Consider the following 18,908-nt stretch of genomic DNA (forward strand, 5'->3'; position numbering starts at 1 on the left):
CTTTGTTCAGAATTTTTTATAATGATTTCAGTATGCTTTCAAGCTGTTTTGCAGTGAAGAGGTCTCGGATGACCAACGGGGTGTTCCCCTGGCCTTTCTTGAAAACGGCTGCCGTGGGAAGACTGCGGCTGCCCAGGGCCAGAAGAAGCGCTTCGGCCTCGGGGTCGCGCTGGGTCATGTCCACTTTTATGAACCGGACAGCATAGTTCGTTTCCCAGGAGATCACGTTTTCATTCGTCATGACCGTGGCTTCCAGCACCTTGCAGGTGGGGCACCAATCGGCAGTAAATTCTACCAGAAGGGTTTCGTTGCCGATGGTCTGACTCAAGGTGACCGGATCGAATGAATCCCACGGGTTTGTCTGATGTTGTGCGGGGGTGGTCCAGACTACGGCTGCAGCCAGCAGGCATAGGGCTCCAAGGCGGATAATTCCGCGAACTGCGCCCCTAGCATTCCTGGTCTGAAGCCAGAGCCAGCCACCGAATAGGACGGCCCACAGCGGGGCGAGGATACGCAGACTTCCGCTGCCGACGGCGATGGCAACGAGATAGAAAGCTGTACCCAGCAGGAAGAAGGCGATGCCTTTTTCCACGTATTTTATCCATGGTCCGGACTTAGGCAGGAACCGGGCAAGTTTCGGGTTGAGTATCAGGAGCAGGTAGGGCGTGGACATGCCCAATCCGATGCAGAAGAAGACCGTGGCGATGACCATTGGTCCTTGAATGAGTGCCCACCCGAGCACGCCGCCCAGAAACGGGCCGCTGCACGGAGTAGCCAGGAGGGTGGTCAACATGCCGGTGAAAAAAGCCTGTTTTCGGGGACTGTCGTGGCCTGCACCGAACTTGAGGTCAACCACAGGCAGGTGGAACAGGCCGAACAGGCTCAACCCCAGCGCTCCCATGATGGCGGCCACGCCCAGGACCAGCCAGCGGTTCTGGAAGAGTGCGCCCCAGGCCGAGCCCGTGCTGCCGAGAACAACGGCCAGAAAAAGGAAGAACGTCAGCACGCCGAGTACAAAGAAAATGTTGTGTTCGCGAAAGGCGCGAGTCGGGTCTTCACTGCTGTCCGCGCCCGCTGAGAGCAGGGAGGAGAGCTTGAGGCTGACCACGGGGAGCACGCACGGCATGATGTTCAGGATGAGTCCGGCCAGCAGGCCCATGAGTACGGCCGAAAGGAGGCTGCCCACCTCAAGGCCGGGTTGTAAATACTCGGGGGTGAATTGCCATTGGATGATCGCGGTTTTCATTTCGTCAGCATCGGACAGGATCAGGGGCTGGACAGCCGCTTGCCGGCGAACTTGTTGCTGGAACTCCTGCCACCAGGGCCGCTCGTCGGCAGGAGGCAATGATGTCGCGTCCAGATTCGTCTCGCCATACTGTAATTCCAGGCGGCCGGGAACGCATTTTGTCGGATGGCACAGGAGAAGGTCCAGGTTCATGGTCACCGGAAATGGCGATTCCATGCCTCGCGGGATGAGAACGAAGAGTACGGTCTCGTGGAGGAATGCGGTGACGGTCACCGATGGGTCATAGGAATCAGGCTTTTGTACGCCCTCGGGATAGAATACCTTGAGCGGTGATCCGTTGGCGGTTGCGGCTGTGAGCTGGGTGGGTTTGCCCACCTCTCCCGGGATGTTGGAATACGCGTACCAGTCATCCTCGATATTCAAGGTGACGGCGAGGAGAATCGCTCCTGGTTCATCTTCTCCCAGTGTGCCCATGGGGATGGCATACCCTTCGACCCGTGTTTCCATGGGTAGGGAACTCGGCTGAATCTGGGCATAGCACATGGACGAGACCAGAGAGAGGGCAACAGTGAGAAGCAGAGAAAAAAGCGGCTTGGTTACGGGCATTTAAAACCTGTTTGAAAAAAGTGAAATTTTCTGGTTGACTTTTCCGGGTCCGACTTATAGTTATTCACTCCGTTGAGCGCAAGCGCAACACCGAGTGGGTCACTAGCTCAATTGGCAGAGCAGCGGACTCTTAATCCGGAGGTTCAAGGTTCGATTCCTTGGTGACCCACCACTCTGAAACTCAATGAAACCCGTCGTTTAGGCGGGTTTTTTGTTTTGCCTAACAATAAGTATTTCAAAGAGATGCATTTATCCGTGCGCTACAACGAAAATGCTTGAATTATCTACAATGAGTACGTCTTTCCAATCCATGGTGCAACCACCATATGCATTAACAATGCTGGTGTCTTTGATGGACCAGTTGAGTTCAGTTAATTAATCCAAGGTGTTGAGCAAGGGTGAACATGGCGGCTAACGAAGTGTATTGCTGTGTGTTTTTTCTGCGTAACAAAGTTGTCCGGGAAACCGGAGCAGCGAAAGTCGTCACCCTTCTGGATTACGGATGTAGGCCCGTGGTTTTTCTCTGAGAGATCGCCTGCCTTGATGGCCACCTTGAGTGTCTTGAGGGTTACGGAGTCGGATCAGCCAAGCATTTGTGGATGTTGCTCAGTAGTTCTTTATCCATCTTTTGCGCATGGCTCCGTTGTCCATTGTCCAGGCCAGCGTGTGCAGTTCCAGGAGCCGGTCTGGGTCGCGTAGCAGGGTCATTTTTTCTTTTTGGGTCAATGCGTTGGGACCCTTATTCAGCATTGTGTCCACCAAGCGATCATGCCGGGCACACGTGGCGGCGCTGTAATTTCGTTTGTGGCGGGAAAGCAGGGCCCGTCTGAGCCCGTTGACCTTGGGGTCGAGCAGTGCACGGAGGAATCCGGCCTCGCGTGGCAGGCCAAGGGGGACAGGGATTTCTTCCATTTCTTTGGTGAAGCGGGTCACGTCCCGGATTTCCGGTGCCGGGTCGGTTTCTTCAGGAATCAGCAGCAACCGTTTTTTTCGTAGCCAACAGCCCAGCCCGTGGTGGCTGGTTATGACGGAAAGAGGCATTGAGAGTACGATAGGTACGACAATGGGAGCGATCCACCAGAAAAAATTGGGTGAGTAAAGCCAGACAATGCCTCCCCACAGCAGCCCGAACAGTGTGCCGCCGCCGTGGAATCGGGCTGCATCCCACCATGTGGTGGGGCGGTCATCCCGCTGTTGCGATCCCCAGCCGATCTGTCGCCCCAGGAGCGTGATACAGACGAACTTGCTGTGAAAGAGCATGCGGATGGGGGCTAGTAGAGCGGAGAACAACACTTCCAGAAGTATGCTCAGCAGCAGGCGAAAAGGGCCGCCGAACAGGCGTGACTGTCGGGTTTTCAGGACGATCAGGAGATAGCTCAGTATTTTTGGCAGGAAAAGCAGTACGCCTGTGGTGGCCAGCAGGACCAAAGCCCACATCGGTTGCCAGACCGGCCAGGACGGGAAAAGGGATTTCGTCGCGGTGAAATAGCTCGGGCCGACAATGGCTTGAACAACCGCCTCGGTCGAGGACAGCATCAGGAACAGGAACCAGAGCAGGGCCGAGGCATAGCTCATGGCTCCGTTGAGAAAAAGGATGCGATGGGCTGGGAAAAGGCCTTCGGTGAACAGCAGGCGCAGGTGTTGCAGGTTGCCCTGGCACCAGCGGCGGTCCCGTTTGAGTTCGGAGAGCAGGTTCGGTGGGTTTTCTTCCCAACTGCCGGGCAGGTCAAAGGCGAGCCAGACTCCCCAGCCTGCGCGGCGCATGAGCGCGGCTTCCACGAAGTCATGGCTGAGGATGTCCCCGCCAAGCGGCGGTTTGCCCGAGAGTCTCGGCAGTCCGCAATGGCGCATGAACGGATTGATGCGGATAAGGGCGTTGTGTCCCCAGTACTGGGCGTCGCCCAATTGCCAGAAATGCAGTCCGGCGGCAAACATGGGACCGTATGCGCGATTGGCAAACTGTTGCAGCCGCCCGAGCAGGGTGTCTCGGCCAAAGCAGGCTGGCGCTGTCTGGAGTATGCCGATGTTTTGCCGCTGTTCCATTATATGAACCATGGCGTTCAGCGTCTTGCCGCTCATGACGCTGTCCGCATCGAACACGGCCATATAGGTGTAGGCCTTTCCGTGTCGGCGGCAGAAGTCGGCGACGTTGCCGCTTTTGCGTTTCAGGTTCACCTTGCGGTTGCGGTAGAATATGCGGCCCTGCGCGCCCAGTTCCTCAACCAAATCAGCCCAGGCGGATTCTTCCTCGATCCACTTGTCCGCTCCGCTGGAGTCGCTCAGAATGTGGATATCGAATTGGTTTGCGTTCGGCGTTTGCTGAAGAGACAGGTAGATGGTCTTAATCCCGGCCATGACCCGAGGCGTGTCTTCGTTGCAGATGGGAAAAAGCACGGCAGTGCGGACGGTTGTATCCGGTTCCAGGGGATCGGACAGAACGTGGCTGACCGCAAAACGGTCATAGCGGCGCAACAGAGTGAACCAGCCCATGAGCGCAGTCCAGAATCCGACGGATATCCAGGCGAAGAGTATGGAGTAGACAATGATGATTGCCAGCTCCAAAGGTGTGGCCCCTTTGTTGGGCAGGACGGAACCGACATAGGAACTGGCCAGCGCTGACGGAATCAGGATCAGCAGGGTGAGCACCGAGCGCCGTTTTCCGGTTGAGATGCGCCACGGTGGAGCTTGCGTGTTGTTCTGCATATTATGGCTCACTTGTATACATGCAGCAGCAGGGTCATGGCCAGCAGCAGGCCTATGATCGTCAGCCAGGCCCATTGCGAGGCCAAAGCGCGCATGCCGGAGCGCGACCGGCCGAGATATTGAGCGGGCATATGCCAGCGATCAATGGGTGGGTATCCATGGGGGAACGCTTCATGATCCTGAGTCGGCAGTCGGGAACGCAAAGCCGTCAGCGTCTGGCTGGGAGTGGCATCCACGGGAAGACTCCGCAGAGTTTCCAGGGCCAGTTCCAGGCGTTTCTCCATATCCATGGGAATTTGATTCAGATATTCCAGCAGGAAACGAGCTGTTTGCTCCCGCTGCGAACGGTCCGCCGTTGTGGCGTGATCAGGGCTGGTAGGCATAGTTCCAGGTTTCCGTCAGAGTGGTGTCGTTGATTTTTAAAAAGGCGCGGAGATCAATGGGAGGGGTGCGCTTGGGAAGGACCTTCTCCAGAGCAGACGGCTCTTTGTCGGGGCGAACCAGAAAGGAGAGGCGCCAGCCGCCGGTATGTGGATTCTTTTCCACGTGTTGTTCGGAAATGACCGCTCCCTTGCCGCAGGTGACTACTCCCGTGACATTGGAAGGCGGATTCAGGACACTCAGAGCCTTACTGTTGAAATCGATGACGTAAAGTTTCCCTCCACCCTTTGCGTCGCCGACTCGGGTGTCATTGACATACCCCAGAGGCGGGTGGGTAAAGCGTCCCTCGTACCACTTGAGTTGGTACTCATAGGTTTGTGGTACGCCTATGGGTAGGGCGTCCTTCGGGGTCCAAAAGGCGACGATGTTATCGTGGATCTCTTGATTAGTGGGGATATTTACCAGTTCCACATGACCACTGCCCCAATTCCCGCGCGGTTCAACCCACAGGGATGGGCGTCGTTGGTACTTGGCCTCGATATCCTGGTAATGTTGGAAGTCCTGATCTCGCTGAATGAGGCCGAATCCACGGACATTGTCTGCCTGGAAAGAATTCAATTCCAGATTATCCGGGTTGTTCAGCGGACGCCAGAACCATTCGCCGGAGTCTTGTTTGATGAGAAGTCCGTCCGAGTCGTGTACCTCGGGACGGAAATCGCTCACCTTGCGCGCATCGGTGTTTTCGCCGAACAGGAACATGCTTGTCAGCGGGCCGATGCCGATCTTGGTTACCGGGGTTCGCAGGAACAGTGTTGCCGTGACATCCATGATGGTGGTTTTTCCGCCACGGATAACGAAGGTATACGCTCCGGTAAGACTTTTGCTGTCCAACAGGGCATGGATGGTCACATCAGTGCTTTTTCTGGTTGGTTTTTCGATCCAAAATTCACTGAAATAAGGGAATTCCTCGCCGTCGGGTTGGGCTGTATCCACGGCCAGGCCGCGGGCCGAAAGACCATAGACCTGTTTCTTGGCAACGGCACGGAAGTAGCTTGCTCCCAAAAAGACCGCGATTTCATCGAAGTATTTTGGTGTGTTGATCGGACCATGGATGCGAAATCCGGCGAATCCGAATTGGGTCGGAATCTGTTCGGGCAGCGTGTGGTTGTCTCCATAGTCGAACATGGCGGGTTCAAAGGATAGCCTTTGGGTATCGCCGTTGTTAACGATATTGATGTCCACCAACCGGTCGTAAAAAATTCCGGGATGGAAGAATTGCAACTGAAAAGGCAATTTTTCGTTTTTCCACAGTGCCATTTCAGGGCGAAAACGTATGTCGCGCCATGCATCATAGTTGAGGTCAAGCAGGGATTGCGGAATCTGCCCGTGCGTCGGGTCGTAAGGGCTCAGGCACAGTTGCCAGGCCTTGTCCACCACAACTTGGCGGGTGAACGGTTCTTTTTCCTGGGCCTGGGCATTGTCGTTGAAAAACAGCCCCAAGACGGTCAAGGAGAAAAAGGCAAACGCCAATGGCAGGAAACAGCGTTCACGACGAAAGGGGCACTTTGAAGAATCGGTGCGTGGGAACATGATGGTATGGCTCATTGATTTATTTTATTCCCTGAACGGGGGGAGTATGCGGCTACCTTGTGAGAATCACAAGACCTCTTCGTTGATTCATGCAACATTGAAAGGAGACACTACGCGATGAAAAACATTTTATCAATTTTGAATCCAGCATTGCACATAAAATTGTTTTTATTTTGAAAATCAAGATATTGTAAATAAAAAATACAATGCAAGCAATTGAATTGTTCATGGCTGCAATGCGAGCGAATTGATTACGTCTATGGACGTGTCAGTCGGTCATGTTGCCTTGATGATAGGCATGGACAGTGTGCCCACAGCGTGAAGAGAGGAGAGGCTTTTTTTTTGGGGGGGACGGCTTGTAGTTCCGGAGAACGTATATGTCTATCCACGGGGCTCCGGAGAGTCGGTCAGCCCAACGGGAGCCGTACGGTCAGACAAAACCCTCTATCGATGCTGGAGGCCTGGATGGAACCACCGTGGTCTTCGATAATCTTCCTGGCAAAAGCCAGGCCCAGGCCATTGCCTTCGATGTCGTTGTAACCAAGGCGTTTGAAGGGAGTGAATATGGTTTCAAGCTCCGCCGGGGACAGACGGTCATACGAATTGACCACCCGGATGGTGATAGCATCGTCGTCGGCGTTGCATTCGATGTGAACGACGTCTTCGTTGGGGCTGTATTTGACTGCATTGGACAGGATGTTGTCCAGCACGATGCGGATGTCCTGCTTGCGGCAGCAATAGCTCGGCACAGTCTCAACAACCCGTTTCACCAGAATGCCGGATTTCCCTATGAGTGGTGTTATGCGTTCCACGGCTTCGTTCAACATGTCGGACATGGAAACAATATCATCGCGTGGCGGCGGCTCCTGGAGGTCGAGTTTGGAGAGCTTCATTATCTTGTCGATGAGGCTGTCCATGTGGTTGATTTCCTCTTCCATCTTCAGGACGTGTTTGTTCACGCCATCTGTGCGGCCGGATTCCAACCGTTCCTGGATGATCTGCTGGGACACCCGGATGCGGGCCAGCGGGCTTCTGAGTTCGTGGGAAAGGTTGGCGGTCAGCTCCCGTCCTCCCCGGACCATTTTTTCGAGACTGTGGGCCATTTGATTGAAGGTCTTGGCGAGAGTGCCCATCTCATCCTTGCTGCTTTCCTTCACGCGAGGAGAAAAATCCCCCCTGGAGAGCAGTTCCGCGGATTTCGTGAGCTCGTTGATGGGGCGTGTTATATGGCGTGAAACCGGAATCAGCAGGAGTGCCGCTACACTGGCCATGAGGATCAATCCTTCCATAAACCAGACTTCCTCATTATGGGTCCGCCATGGGTTCAGGATGTGGATCGTCAGCGTGTCCGAGGCCGTATGGAGTGTGCCGGTTGAATATATGGAACGCTGGTTGCCTTTTTCGATGAGATAAATATGGTTTCCTTGAGGCGACGAGAGCTTCAGTTCCATGTTTTCATTGCCGGTGAGCGGGATGGAGTAGTTGAAGGATTTGGCTACGGTCTCGCCTTGTTTGTTGATGATCCAGGCTTCCCCGTTGAAGGAAGAAGCAAAGATGTTCAGCATATCTGACAGTTGTTGTTTCAACTCCACTGTAAGGCGCGGGGCCATGCCGATTTTCGCTACAGTGATTTGCTTGAGGGCTTCCGAGCGGTTCTGGGCGTGGAGCGTGAACGGGGGACGAATGTGCCCCAGTTCAAGCAGGCCCCATATGCCGAGTATGGCAACCAGGAGTACCATGATGAAGGCGAAGAGGATTTTGAGGTAGAGTTGGCTGATTTTCATCGTTCACCCACGAACATGTAGCCGGTTCCCCAAACGGTCTTGATACGCTTGGCATGGTCCGAATACGGTTTGAGTTGTGAGCGCAGCTTGCTGACGTGCACGTCAATGCTGCGGTCGTAGGCGGAAAAATCCTTGTCCCAGACCATATCCATGAGTTCGTCGCGGGTCAGTGCCTTGTCCTGGTGGGTCATGAGCGCTTTGAGCAGTCTGAATTCAGTAGGGGCCATTTCCAGTTCAACGTTGCCGATTTCAAGGGTCTGCCTTGAGACATTCAGCACGAGTCCTCCGGCTTTGATAACCGACTGCCCGGATTTCCTTTCCTTTTCTCCATTGGTTTCGATTCGGCGAAGCACAGCCTTTATCCTGGCCAGGAGTTCGCGAGGATTGAACGGCTTGGCCATGTAGTCATCGGCTCCCAGCTCCAGCCCGACTATTCGGTCGGTATCCTCCCCCTTGGCCGTCAGCATGATGACCGGCGTGGCATACTCGGCTCGGATGTCGCGCAGAACCTCAAGGCCGTCCTTACCCGGCATCATGACATCCAGGACAATTACACTAGGCTTGATTTTGCTAATCGTTTCAATTGCCTGCATGCCGGATGGCAAGGTGTGGGTCTGGAAGTCATAATCCGCAAGGTATTCCACCAGGAGGTCTCGCAACTTCTGGTCGTCGTCTATGATCAGGACCGGTCCGTTTGATTTCATGACAATTCCATATCCGTTTGTTTCAATGAATGGCAATGATATCGCGGAATTTTTACATCCTTTAACATCTTTTATCATCCCTCCAACACTCTCGGGACATCTCTGCATTATACATTGGGTCAGTAAACAATTTTATGGAGAGCAATGTGAAACCGATACGTTTTTCAACCGCAGGCCGGATGGTGGCAATGCTGATCGGGCTTGCCGTGGTCTTGTCGGCCTGTTCGCCGTTCAGGCCGGACGCGAGGCTTGATCCGGTTGCGCCGCTTCCGTCGGCCTACACGCTCTATTCTGAGCAGGATGCCGACTTGGGCAAATGGTGGGAGGGGTTTGGCAACGAAGAACTCGATGCTCTTGTCGAGGAGGCCTTGGCGGCGAATTTCGATGTCGTTATGGCCTGGGCCCGTCTGCGTCAAGCCGGTGCCTCCTCGATTCAGTCCAGTGCGGACAAGTATCCGACATTGGATGCGACAGGGGATTACAAGCATACCAGTTCCTATACCAAGAATGCCACGGATCGCGAAACCACAACGGAAGTTCATACCCTCGGCCTTGAGGCTGGGTATGAGCTGGATCTGTGGGGCCGCATTGAAGCCGAAGCCAAATCCGGTCAATTGGACTACATGGCCTCTCGCGAGGATTTGAATACGGCCGCCATGACCGTGGCCGGAGAGGTGGTGTCCCGTTGGTTCGAGATACAGGTCCAGCGCCGGAAGGAGCAGATCATCCTTGAGCAGATCACGGCCAACGAAAATTATCTTGAATTGATCGAACTGCGGTTTCGCAATTCCATATCAACGGCTCTGGACGTCTACCAGCAACGGCAGAACCTGGCCCGAGTCAAGGCTTTGCTGCCCCCGGTCAAATCCGAGGAACAGCTTCTTCTGAATGAACTGGCCCTGCTCATGGGCAAGCCTGCGGGGTCCGTCACGGTAGCCGCTGCCCAATTACCCGAACTGGGTGAGTTGCCCGGTCTGGGATTGCCTGCCGATTTACTGGCCAACCGCCCGGATGTGCGTTCCGCGGGACTGGCGCTTTCCTCGGCGGATTGGGCGGTTACGGCGGCCAGGGCGGACCGGCTGCCTTCCCTCAGTCTGACGGGAACCGGTGCCTATACCGGTGCGCAGCTGGGAACCATATTTGATAATTGGATTTTGTCATTGGCCGCTTCAGTGGTTGGCCCCATCCTGGACGGCGGTTATCGCAAGGCCGAGGTGGAAAAGGCGCGAGGCGTGGTAGATGAAAAGCTCGCCGGCTACAAGGAGACGGTTTACACGGCCTTCAAGGAAGTCGAGGACGCCCTGTCCCAGGAAAAATGGCAAAGGGCCTACCTGGATGCACTGACCCTGCAGCTTGATGCCACACGTACCAGTCTTCGGGAAGCCATCACTCGATACGTTCAGGGGCTTGACGATTACCTGCCTGTCCTGAGCGCGTTGATGTCCGTGCAGGAACTCGAGATTACCATGGCGACCGAGCAGACGAATCTCTTGCTCTATCGAGTGGCTCTGCATCGCGCCTTGGGCGGAACCTGGACCGATACCATCCCGGAACCGGCCGCCGAATATGATTCTTCTCACACCGATAAAGTCAGCAACGAGGGTTAGTCATGAATAATACTACCAGAAAAACCAGCGCGATATTCAGCCTCAAGGTGCTGATCCCGATCATTGTTTTCATGGTGGCCGCAGTGGGTGCCTACGCCACTGTGGCCACGGCCCCAAAGGCAAAAATGCGTGTGCCTGAAGTTGTCAGGCAGACCGTGGATACGCAGACTGCGGTTGTGACCAACCACCGTGTGGTGGTGGATGTCATGGGGACCGTTACCGCCACCCGGGAGATCCAGCTTGAGGCGCAGGTGTCCGGAAAGGTGACTGGCGTGAGCGCGGATTTCGTGCCGGGCGGATATTTCGGCAAGGGGCAGGAAATCCTGGTGATCGATTCAAAGGATTATGAACTGGCCGTCAGTGAGGTCCAGGCAGAGGTGACCGAAGCCGAATATAATCTCAAGGTGGAGCAGGGATACCAGAATGTCTCGGCTCGGGAGTGGGATATGCTCAAGGGGCCTGCCAAAGTGACCGAAGCCGAAGCGAGTTTGGCTTTGAGAAAGCCTCATCTGGAAAAGGCCAAGGCTGACCTGCGGGCGGCCCAGGCAAAGCTTGAGCAGGCCCGGATAGACCTTGCGCGTACACGTATTACGGCCCCGTTCGCCGCCATGGTGGAGTCGAAGAATACGGACATCGGTGCAGCCATCTCCGAACAGGAGACTCTGGCCACGCTGGTGGGGACCGATGAATTCTGGATTCAGGCCTCTGTCCCCGTGGATCGTCTGGACTGGATAAGATTTCCGTCGGTTACGCAACCGGTAGGTTCTTCCGCCAGGATCATCATTGGAAGCGGCATCACGAAGAGCGAGAGGCAGGGACGTGTGGTCCGCCTGCTCCCCTCGCTTGAGGACGAGGGACGCATGGCCCGTATCCTTATCTCTGTCATGGACCCTTTGAATCTCGAAGGTCGGCCAGGTGTGAAGCCTTTGCTTCTCGGCAGCTATGTTTCGGTGAAGGTCGAAGGCGATATGCTGGAGGGCGTGTTTGCCATTCCCCGGAGCGCATACCGCGACAACAGTCAGGTTTGGATACTGACAAATGACGGCACCTTGGATATTCGGACTTTGAATCCGATATGGAAAGACGCAGATGCCGTCATCGTTGATCAGGGAGTGGCACCCGGTGAGTCCATAGTTACTTCGGACTTGGCTGCACCCATGCAGGGGATGCTGCTCAATTCATCGGAAGCGTCAGTACCTGTGGAAGCCGGTGGACAGGTCGAGGAGAACAATAATGGCTAACTTGAAGCAAACATCCAACAAGGGGCCCATTGCGTGGATGGCGAGCAATTCCGTGGCAGCCAACCTGTTGATGATAGTCCTTCTGGTGGGCGGCCTTGTCTTTGTGGCGCAGATAAAGAAGGAGGTCTTTCCCGAATTTTCCCTGGATACTGTGTCGGTCGCGGTTTCCTATCCCGGAGCCAGTCCTGAAGAGGTCGAGCAGGGCATCGTGCTTGCCGTGGAGCAGGCTGTGCAGGGTCTTGACGGTGTCAAGGAAGTGACTTCCACGTCGTCTGAAGGGTCTGGGTCGGTTCTCATCGAGGCATTGGAGGGGACGGATCTGCAAAAGCTCACTCAGGACGTGAAGACCGAAGTGGACCGCATCACCTCTTTCCCCGAAGAGGCCGAGGACCCGGTCATCTCGGAAACATCCCATCAACGGCAGGTCCTGTCGGTCATGGTGTACGGCAACCAGGCCCAAACCACTCTGCGCGAGTTGGCGGAGCAATTGCGCGACCAGCTCATTTCTGATCCGGGGGTGACCCAGGTGGAACTGTCGGAGGTCAGTGATCTGCAAATTTCCATTGAAATACCGCAGGAGAAATTGCGTGCGCATAACCTCACCCTGGAGGAGGTGGCCGATCGTCTTCGGGATGCCTCTGTCGACCTTCCCGGCGGCGGCATAAAGGCCGAAAACGGCGAAGTTCTGGTGCGCATGAAGGACCGGAGGGACTATGGGCGGGACTTTGCCCGGATTCCCGTTGTCATCGGCAATGACGGCACTCAGGTGCTGGTTGAGGACATAGGCACCGTCATCGACGGTTTTGAGGATGACGATATCATCACCACCTATGACGGACAGCCGGCCGTGCGCATCGATGTCTACCGTGTGGGTGAGCAGACACCCATCAGCGTGTCAGACTCCGTCAAGAAGGCCATTGAGACATTCAAGGAACGACTGCCCTCCAATGTTTCCGTCATTGTTCTGGATGACAATTCCGAGGTCTATTCCCAGCGTATGGATTTGCTCTTGTCCAACGGCTACATGGGACTCGGCATGGTCTTCTTGTTCCTGGCTCTGTTCCTGGAAGCCCGGCTTGCCTTTTGGGTGGCCATGGGTATTCCCATTTCCTTTCTCGGTTGTTTCCTGATTCTTCCCTTTCTGGGAATCAGCATCAACATGATCACCATGTTTGCCTTTCTCATCGCCCTGGGCATCGTGGTGGACGACGCCATCGTGGTGGGTGAAAACGTGTTCACCATGCGGCAGCAGGGCATGCCGCCGCTCAAGGCCGCCATAGAAGGGGCCAAGCAGATCGCCATGCCCGTTGTCTTCAGCGTGTTGACCAATATCGTGGCCTTCATGCCGCTTTTGTTTCTTCCCGGCGTCATGGGAAAGATATTCTGGTCGATTCCCGTGGTGGTCATCAGCGTTTTCGCCATATCCTTGATAGAGAGCCTCCTTGTTCTGCCCGCGCATCTGTCGCATCTGGGGAACAGCCGCCAAAGCGGCATTATGGCCTGGATTGGCAGGTATCAGCAACGGGTGGCCGATGGGCTTATGCGTTTTATTCAGAACGTGTATCGTCCGTTCCTGGATTGGTGCCTGCAATGGCGATACGCCACCGTGGCCGTGGGGCTAGGATTGCTCATCCTGTCCGGGGCTTTTGTCATGAGCGGCAGGATGGGCTTCACCCTCATGGCCAAGGTTGAGTCCGATTATGCATACGGTATAGCCGAGTTGCCTTATGGTTCCGCCGTGGCGAAAACCGAAGCCGTGCGTGATCGACTTCTGGCTGCGGCGTCAAAAGTGGCCGAAGCCAATGGAGGCAATGACCTCGTGGTTGGCATGGATTCTAAAATCGGCGGAGAGGGTAGGGATATCTCCGGCAGCCATGTGGTAAAAATCAAGGTTTATCTTACGGCTGCTGACGTCCGTCCCATTACCACGCAGGAATTTGTGAACCAGTGGCGGAAGGAAGCCGGGGATATCATCGGTCTTGAAGTTCTTTCTTTTTCTTCGGATCGAGGTGGCCCCGGCGCAGGCGATGCCCTGGAGTTTGAGCTCGCTCACTCCGATGTGTCCACTCTTGAGGCAGCGGCTAAGGATCTTTCCGAATCACTTGCCTTATACCCCCGCGTGAAGAATGTGGACGACGGGTTTTCGCCCGGCAAGGAGCAGCTTGATTTCTCCATTACTTCTGCAGGAATGGCCCTTGGGCTGACCTCCCAGGAGGTGGCCAGCCAGGTGCGTGCGGCATACTATGGCGAGGAGGTTCTGCGCCAGCAGCGCGGTCGCAACGAGATCAAAGTGGTGGTTCGTCGCCCCGAAAACGAGCGTGTGTCCGAATACGGCCTCGAAGAGTTGATGCTCATGAACTCCGAGGGGAAGGAGGCGCTTCTGCGCGACGTGGTCGATATCAAGCGCGGAAACGCCTATACTTCGATCAATCGACGGAATGGTCGCCGGGTGCTCTCGGTGACTGCGGACGTGGATCCGCAAAATCAGGCCAACCAGGTCATGAGCAGCGTGTTTGCCGAAGTCGTCCCGGATCTCAAGGCAAAGTATCCTGGCCTCAATTGCACCATGCAGGGTAAGCAAGCGGATATGAGCGAGTCCACCAGCAGTCTTTTTACCGGGCTGCTTCTGGCCATGCTGGCCATATATGCGCTTTTGGCCATTCCTTTCAAGAGCTACGTCCAGCCGCTCATCATCATGTTCTGCATCCCGTTCGGGGCGGTAGGTGCCATATTCGGCCACATCCTCATGGGGTACAGCATCAGCTTGATGAGTCTGCTCGGCATTGTTGCCTTGTCGGGTGTTGTGGTCAACGATTCGCTGGTCCTCATCGATTACGCCAATAAGATGAGTCGAAGCGGAAAATGCGCCCACGATGCGGTTCTGGATGCTGGCACGGCCCGTTTCCGGGCCATCATGCTGACCACGCTGACCACGTTCAGCGGGTTGGCTCCCATGATTCTGGAAACGTCCATGCAGGCCCGGTTCCTTATCCCCATGGCCCTGTCCCTTGGCTTCGGTATCCTCTTTGCCACGGTCATCACCTTGGTCATGGTTCCGGCAATGTACATGATTCTGGAGGACGCGAAGCGCAAGCTGCACGGCCTGCTCGCCAGGACCGGGGACGTCTCCTTGCTGCCTGCGGAAGAAAAGTAGGGCTTATTCGTTTGGTGCCTGCGGGTGAGCAGACAATGAAAAAGGCCGGGACAATCAGTCCCGGCCTTTGTTGTTTGTGATGAACCGTGGTTACTTTTTGCAGTCGCCGCCGGCCATGTGCTTGAGGGCTTCGTATCTCTTGTTGAAGTCCGTTTCGATCTTGGCACGGTACTCCTTGGAGAATTCAGGGTAGAACCGTTCCAGCATGGCGTACCGGTTTTCGCCGGACAGGAATTCCTGCAGGGTTCCGTCGGGAGCCTTGGATTCCAGGATGAACGGGTTTTCACCTGCATCGGCAAGTTGGGGATTGTAGCGGTAGAGCGGCCAGTAGCCGGAATCCACTGCCAGTTTCTGCTCGAACTGGGTCTTGCCCATGCCTTTCTTGATGCCCTGGTTGATACAGGGGGCGTAGGCAATGATCAGGGACGGACCGGGGTAGGCCTCGGCTTCCTTGATTGCCTTGAGGAACTGTTGCTTGTTGGAACCCATGGCAACGGAGGCCACGTATACGTAGCCGTAGGTCATGGCCATGCGGCCAAGATCCTTCTTGCCCGTGGTTTTTCCGGCGGCGGCGAACTTGGCGATGGAGCCGAGCGGTGTGGCCTTGGAGGATTGGCCGCCGGTGTTCGAGTAGACTTCGGTATCCATGACCAGGACATTGATGTCCTTGCCGGAGGCAAGCACGTGGTCCAGGCCACCATAACCGATGTCGTAGGCCCAACCGTCACCGCCGAACACCCAGATGGATTGCTTGGTGAACAGGTCGGCCATGGACAGGATTTCCTTGAGCAGTTTCTTGCGAGTACCCGTGAGGGCTTTCTTCAGGGCATCACCGGCAAGTTTGGACTCTTCCGGGTCGTTCTTGACCTTGGCCCATTTGTTCAGCTTGGTCTTGAGCGCACCGGTTTCGGTCTTGGCGGCTTCCAGGACCAGTTCGGTCAGGTGTGTGCGGCGCTGGTCGGTGGCCATTTCAATGCCGAAGCCGAACTCCGCTGCGTCTTCGAACAGGGAGTTGCCCCAGGCAGGACCAAAGCCGTCTTCATTGACACAGTATGGCGAGGTAGGCGCGGACGCGCCCCAGATGGAGGAACAACCCGTGGCGTTGGCAATGATCATGCGTTCGCCGAAGAGCTGGGTGATGACCTTGACGTATGGGGTTTCGCCGCAACCGGCACAGGCGCCGGAGAATTCCATGAGAGACTTGCGGAACTGGGAACCCTTGACCGTGTCGCGGCCAAAGGCGTCCTTGTAGGAGATCGTGTCCGAGAAGTCGAAGTTCTTGGTCTGCACTGCAGTTTGCGTGGCGATGGGCTTCATGACCAGAGCCTTTTCCTTGGCAGGGCATACATCGGCGCAGTTGCCGCAGCCCAGGCAGTCCAGGGTGTTGACCTGGAGGCGGAACTGCATGCCTTTGACGTCCTTGCCGACTGCGTCGAGGGTTTCGTAAGACTTCGGAGCCTTCTTCATCTCGGCGTCAGTGGTCAGCACCGAGCGCAGGGCGGAGTGCGGACAGACAAAGGCGCACTGGTTGCACTGGATGCAGTTCTCCTTGATCCATTCGGGAACCAGGATGGCCACGCCGCGCTTTTCGTATTTGGAGGTGGCGGCAGGCATGGTCCCGTCGTGGGAGAATGCGGAAACTGGCAGGGAGTCACCTTTCTGAGCCAGGACCGGGCGCATGACGTCCTTGACGTAGGCCGGTTCGCGACGGGCGGCGACCTTGTCGTCCTTGAGCTTTTTCCAGGCGGCCGGGACCGGGATTTCAACGATGGCGTCCACGGCGTTGTCCACGGCGGCGTTGTTCATGTTGACGATTTTGTCGCCTTTTTTCCCGTAAGCGGCTTTGATGCCTCCCTTGAGCAGGGTGACCGCCTGCTTGAAGGGAATGACGTCAGCCAGTTTGAAGAAGGCTGTTTGCATGACCATGTTGATGCGGCCGCCCAGTCCGACTTCACCGGCGATCTTGACTGCATCCACCGCGTAGAACTTGAGGTTTTTCGCGGCGATGGTGCGGCGCATGGCTGCGGGCAGTTTCGAATCCATTTCTTCGGCTGTCCAGGGACAGTTGAGGACAAAGGTGCCGCCGTCCTTGATACCTTCCAGCACGTCGTAGAGATTGACGTAGCTCGGATTGTGGCAGGCAACGTAATCCGCGTTCTGAACCAGGTAGGTGGACTGGATGGGTTTCTTGCCGAAGCGCAGGTGGGAGATGGTGATGCCGCCGGATTTTTTGGAATCGTAGGCAAAGTATCCCTGGGCGTACAGCTTGGTGTTGTCGCCGATGATCTTGATGGCCTGCTTGTTGGCGCCGACGGTGCCGTCGGAACCGAGTCCCCAGAACTTGCACTGAACCGTGCCTTCGGGGGCCGTGTCCACACAGTCGCAATCAAACAGTGATGTGTTGGTGACGTCGTCCAGAATACCGACCGTGAAGCCGTGTTTGGGCTTGGTCAGGGATTCGAACACGGCCTTGGCCTGTGCCGGGGTGAAATCCTTGGAACCGAGTCCGTAGCGACCGCCTACGATTTTGGGAGCGTTAGGCTTGCCCGCATAGGCGGCGCAGACGTCCATGTACAGGGGGTCGCCCAGGGCGCCGGGTTCCTTGGTCCGGTCCAGCACCGCGATTTTCTTGACGGTCTTGGGGATTGCGGCCAGCATGTGCTTGATCGAAAACGGGCGGAACAGGCGTACCTTGACCAAACCGACCTTCTTGCCCGTGGCGTTCAGGTGGTTGACTGTTTCCTCGATGCATTCACAGCCCGACCCCATGGCGATGATGATGCGATCAGCTTTCGGGTGTCCGACGTAGTCGAAAAGTTTGTAGCGGCGGCCGGTGATCTTGCCGACCCTTTTCATGGCCTCGGTGACCATATCCGGGATGGCTTCATAGTAAGTATTGGTTGTTTCGCGACCCTGGAAGTAAATATCCGGATTCTGGGCAGTGCCCCGGATGTCCGGGTGTTCCGGGTTCATGGCACGGGCGCGGAAAGCGGCCAGTTTGTCCATGTTGAGGAGCGGTTTCATGTCCTCGTAGTCGATGACCGCGATCTTTTGAATTTCGTGGGAGGTGCGGAAGCCGTCGAAGATCGACATAAACGGAACGCTTGATTCCATGGCGGCGATGTGGGCGACCAGGGAAAGGTCCATGACCTCCTGGACCGAATTGGAAAAGAGCATGGAGAATCCGGTTTGACGGGTGGCCATGACATCCTGATGATCCCCGAAGATGGACAGGGCATGGGCTGCGATGGCACGCGCGGAGACATGGAAGACGCCGGGCAGCAGCTCGCCGGAAATCTTGTACATGTTCGGGATCATGAGCAACAGCCCCTGAGAGGCCGTAAAGGTGGTGGTCAGCGCGCCTCCGGCCAGAGAACCGTGAACAGCACCTGCCGCACCAGCTTCTGACTGCATCTGGCGAATCTGTACTTTTTGGCCGAAAATGTTTTTTCGTCCCTGAGCAGCCCATTCGTCGGCAATCTCGCCCATGGGCGTTGACGGTGTAATGGGATAGATGGCGGCTGTTTCACTCATGGCGTAGGCCACATGTGCAGCAGCGGTGTTGCCGTCCATTGTCTTCATGATCTTCTTGGACATGTGCTTCTCCACAGTTTTTGAATTGGACCTGTATCAATCAATAATGTCTGGAATCGATTGCCAGTATTATTATATACGGTCCATCGTCCCCCCTGCCTGGTGACAGGCGTTCGGGTGGGAAAAAGAACCGCACGGTCAGAGTCTGCACGTATAATGCGAGACCCGTATAAGTTATTTCGCGGTTTATCGGTTCGGGGTCAAGCCCTTTACGCTCCGTTCCCCGACCAAACCATACCGCTTACCGATTAGTCGGAGATGATAGTTGGAGATCGTCAGTATTGAGATGTAGTTAAGT

General features: G+C 55.8%; 10 protein-coding genes and 1 tRNA gene. 4 read left to right on the plus strand and 7 right to left on the minus strand.

All coding sequences use genetic code 11. The features are described from left to right. Positions 1–16: 16 nt before the first annotated feature. Positions 17–1,852, minus strand: a complete 1,836-nt coding sequence (locus tag DWB63_RS06750) for a cytochrome c biogenesis protein CcdA (RefSeq protein WP_128328051.1) — start codon at positions 1,850–1,852, stop codon at positions 17–19. A 96-nt stretch (positions 1,853–1,948) separates the two neighbouring features. On the opposite strand from DWB63_RS06750, the gene DWB63_RS06755 reads away from it, so the two are divergent. After that, positions 1,949–2,024: transfer RNA gene (locus tag DWB63_RS06755), tRNA-Lys, on the plus strand. Positions 2,025–2,458: 434 nt separating this feature from the next. On the opposite strand, the gene mdoH is transcribed toward DWB63_RS06755, so the two are convergent. The 5 genes from mdoH to DWB63_RS06780 all read right to left on the minus strand — a co-directional run bounded on the left by mdoH (position 2,459) and on the right by DWB63_RS06780 (position 9,014). Further along, on the minus strand, positions 2,459–4,555 hold the full coding sequence (gene mdoH, locus DWB63_RS06760) for a glucans biosynthesis glucosyltransferase MdoH (protein ID WP_128328052.1): 2,097 nt from the start codon (positions 4,553–4,555) through the stop codon (positions 2,459–2,461). Positions 4,556–4,563: 8 nt separating this feature from the next. Beyond that, complete coding sequence (locus tag DWB63_RS06765; protein WP_128328053.1) at positions 4,564–4,938, minus strand: hypothetical protein; 375 nt, start codon at positions 4,936–4,938, stop codon at positions 4,564–4,566. Continuing rightward, on the minus strand, positions 4,922–6,526 hold the full coding sequence (locus DWB63_RS06770) for a glucan biosynthesis protein (RefSeq protein WP_128328096.1): 1,605 nt from the start codon (positions 6,524–6,526) through the stop codon (positions 4,922–4,924). The genes DWB63_RS06765 and DWB63_RS06770 overlap by 17 nt, the downstream gene beginning before the upstream one ends. 407 nt (positions 6,527–6,933) lie before the next feature. Then, entirely contained in the window at positions 6,934–8,310 is a 1,377-nt protein-coding gene (locus DWB63_RS06775; RefSeq protein WP_128328054.1) for a HAMP domain-containing sensor histidine kinase, read from the minus strand. Beyond that, positions 8,307–9,014 (minus strand): response regulator transcription factor, encoded by a 708-nt coding sequence (locus DWB63_RS06780; protein WP_128328055.1) that lies wholly within the window; start codon positions 9,012–9,014, stop codon positions 8,307–8,309. Before DWB63_RS06780 ends, DWB63_RS06775 begins: the two co-directional genes overlap by 4 nt. 146 nt (positions 9,015–9,160) lie before the next feature. Here DWB63_RS06780 and DWB63_RS06785 point away from each other — a divergent pair, with 146 nt between their 5' ends. The 3 genes from DWB63_RS06785 to DWB63_RS06795 are packed head-to-tail and all read left to right on the plus strand — an operon-like array spanning position 9,161 to position 15,016. Continuing rightward, positions 9,161–10,621 (plus strand): efflux transporter outer membrane subunit, encoded by a 1,461-nt coding sequence (locus tag DWB63_RS06785; RefSeq protein WP_241648683.1) that lies wholly within the window; start codon positions 9,161–9,163, stop codon positions 10,619–10,621. Between the two features lie 2 nt (positions 10,622–10,623). Continuing rightward, positions 10,624–11,862: an efflux RND transporter periplasmic adaptor subunit gene (locus tag DWB63_RS06790; RefSeq protein ID WP_128328056.1), complete on the plus strand. Its 1,239-nt coding sequence runs from the start codon at positions 10,624–10,626 to the stop codon at positions 11,860–11,862. Further along, positions 11,855–15,016 (plus strand): efflux RND transporter permease subunit, encoded by a 3,162-nt coding sequence (locus DWB63_RS06795; RefSeq protein ID WP_128328057.1) that lies wholly within the window; start codon positions 11,855–11,857, stop codon positions 15,014–15,016. Before DWB63_RS06790 ends, DWB63_RS06795 begins: the two co-directional genes overlap by 8 nt. A 90-nt stretch (positions 15,017–15,106) precedes the next feature. Here the strand turns inward: DWB63_RS06795 and nifJ are convergent, their stop codons facing one another. After that, positions 15,107–18,613 (minus strand): pyruvate:ferredoxin (flavodoxin) oxidoreductase, encoded by a 3,507-nt coding sequence (gene nifJ / locus DWB63_RS06800; RefSeq protein ID WP_128328058.1) that lies wholly within the window; start codon positions 18,611–18,613, stop codon positions 15,107–15,109. Positions 18,614–18,908 lie beyond the last annotated feature (295 nt).

The organism is Pseudodesulfovibrio sp. S3 (assembly GCF_004025585.1).
Taxonomy (GTDB): domain Bacteria; phylum Desulfobacterota; class Desulfovibrionia; order Desulfovibrionales; family Desulfovibrionaceae; genus Pseudodesulfovibrio.

Excerpts from the sequence above, each read along its gene's own strand:
- DWB63_RS06750 (WP_128328051.1), bottom strand. The coding sequence starts at position 1,852 with ATGCCCGTAACCAAGCCGCTTTTTTCTCTGCTTCTCACTGTTGCCCTC.
- mdoH (WP_128328052.1), bottom strand. The coding sequence starts at position 4,555 with ATGCAGAACAACACGCAAGCTCCACCGTGGCGCATCTCAACCGGAAAA.
- DWB63_RS06765 (WP_128328053.1), bottom strand. The coding sequence starts at position 4,938 with ATGCCTACCAGCCCTGATCACGCCACAACGGCGGACCGTTCGCAGCGG.
- DWB63_RS06770 (WP_128328096.1), bottom strand. The coding sequence starts at position 6,526 with ATGTTCCCACGCACCGATTCTTCAAAGTGCCCCTTTCGTCGTGAACGC.
- DWB63_RS06775 (WP_128328054.1), bottom strand. The coding sequence starts at position 8,310 with ATGAAAATCAGCCAACTCTACCTCAAAATCCTCTTCGCCTTCATCATG.
- DWB63_RS06780 (WP_128328055.1), bottom strand. The coding sequence starts at position 9,014 with ATGAAATCAAACGGACCGGTCCTGATCATAGACGACGACCAGAAGTTG.
- DWB63_RS06790 (WP_128328056.1), top strand. The coding sequence starts at position 10,624 with ATGAATAATACTACCAGAAAAACCAGCGCGATATTCAGCCTCAAGGTG.
- DWB63_RS06795 (WP_128328057.1), top strand. The coding sequence starts at position 11,855 with ATGGCTAACTTGAAGCAAACATCCAACAAGGGGCCCATTGCGTGGATG.
- nifJ (WP_128328058.1), bottom strand. The coding sequence starts at position 18,613 with ATGTCCAAGAAGATCATGAAGACAATGGACGGCAACACCGCTGCTGCA.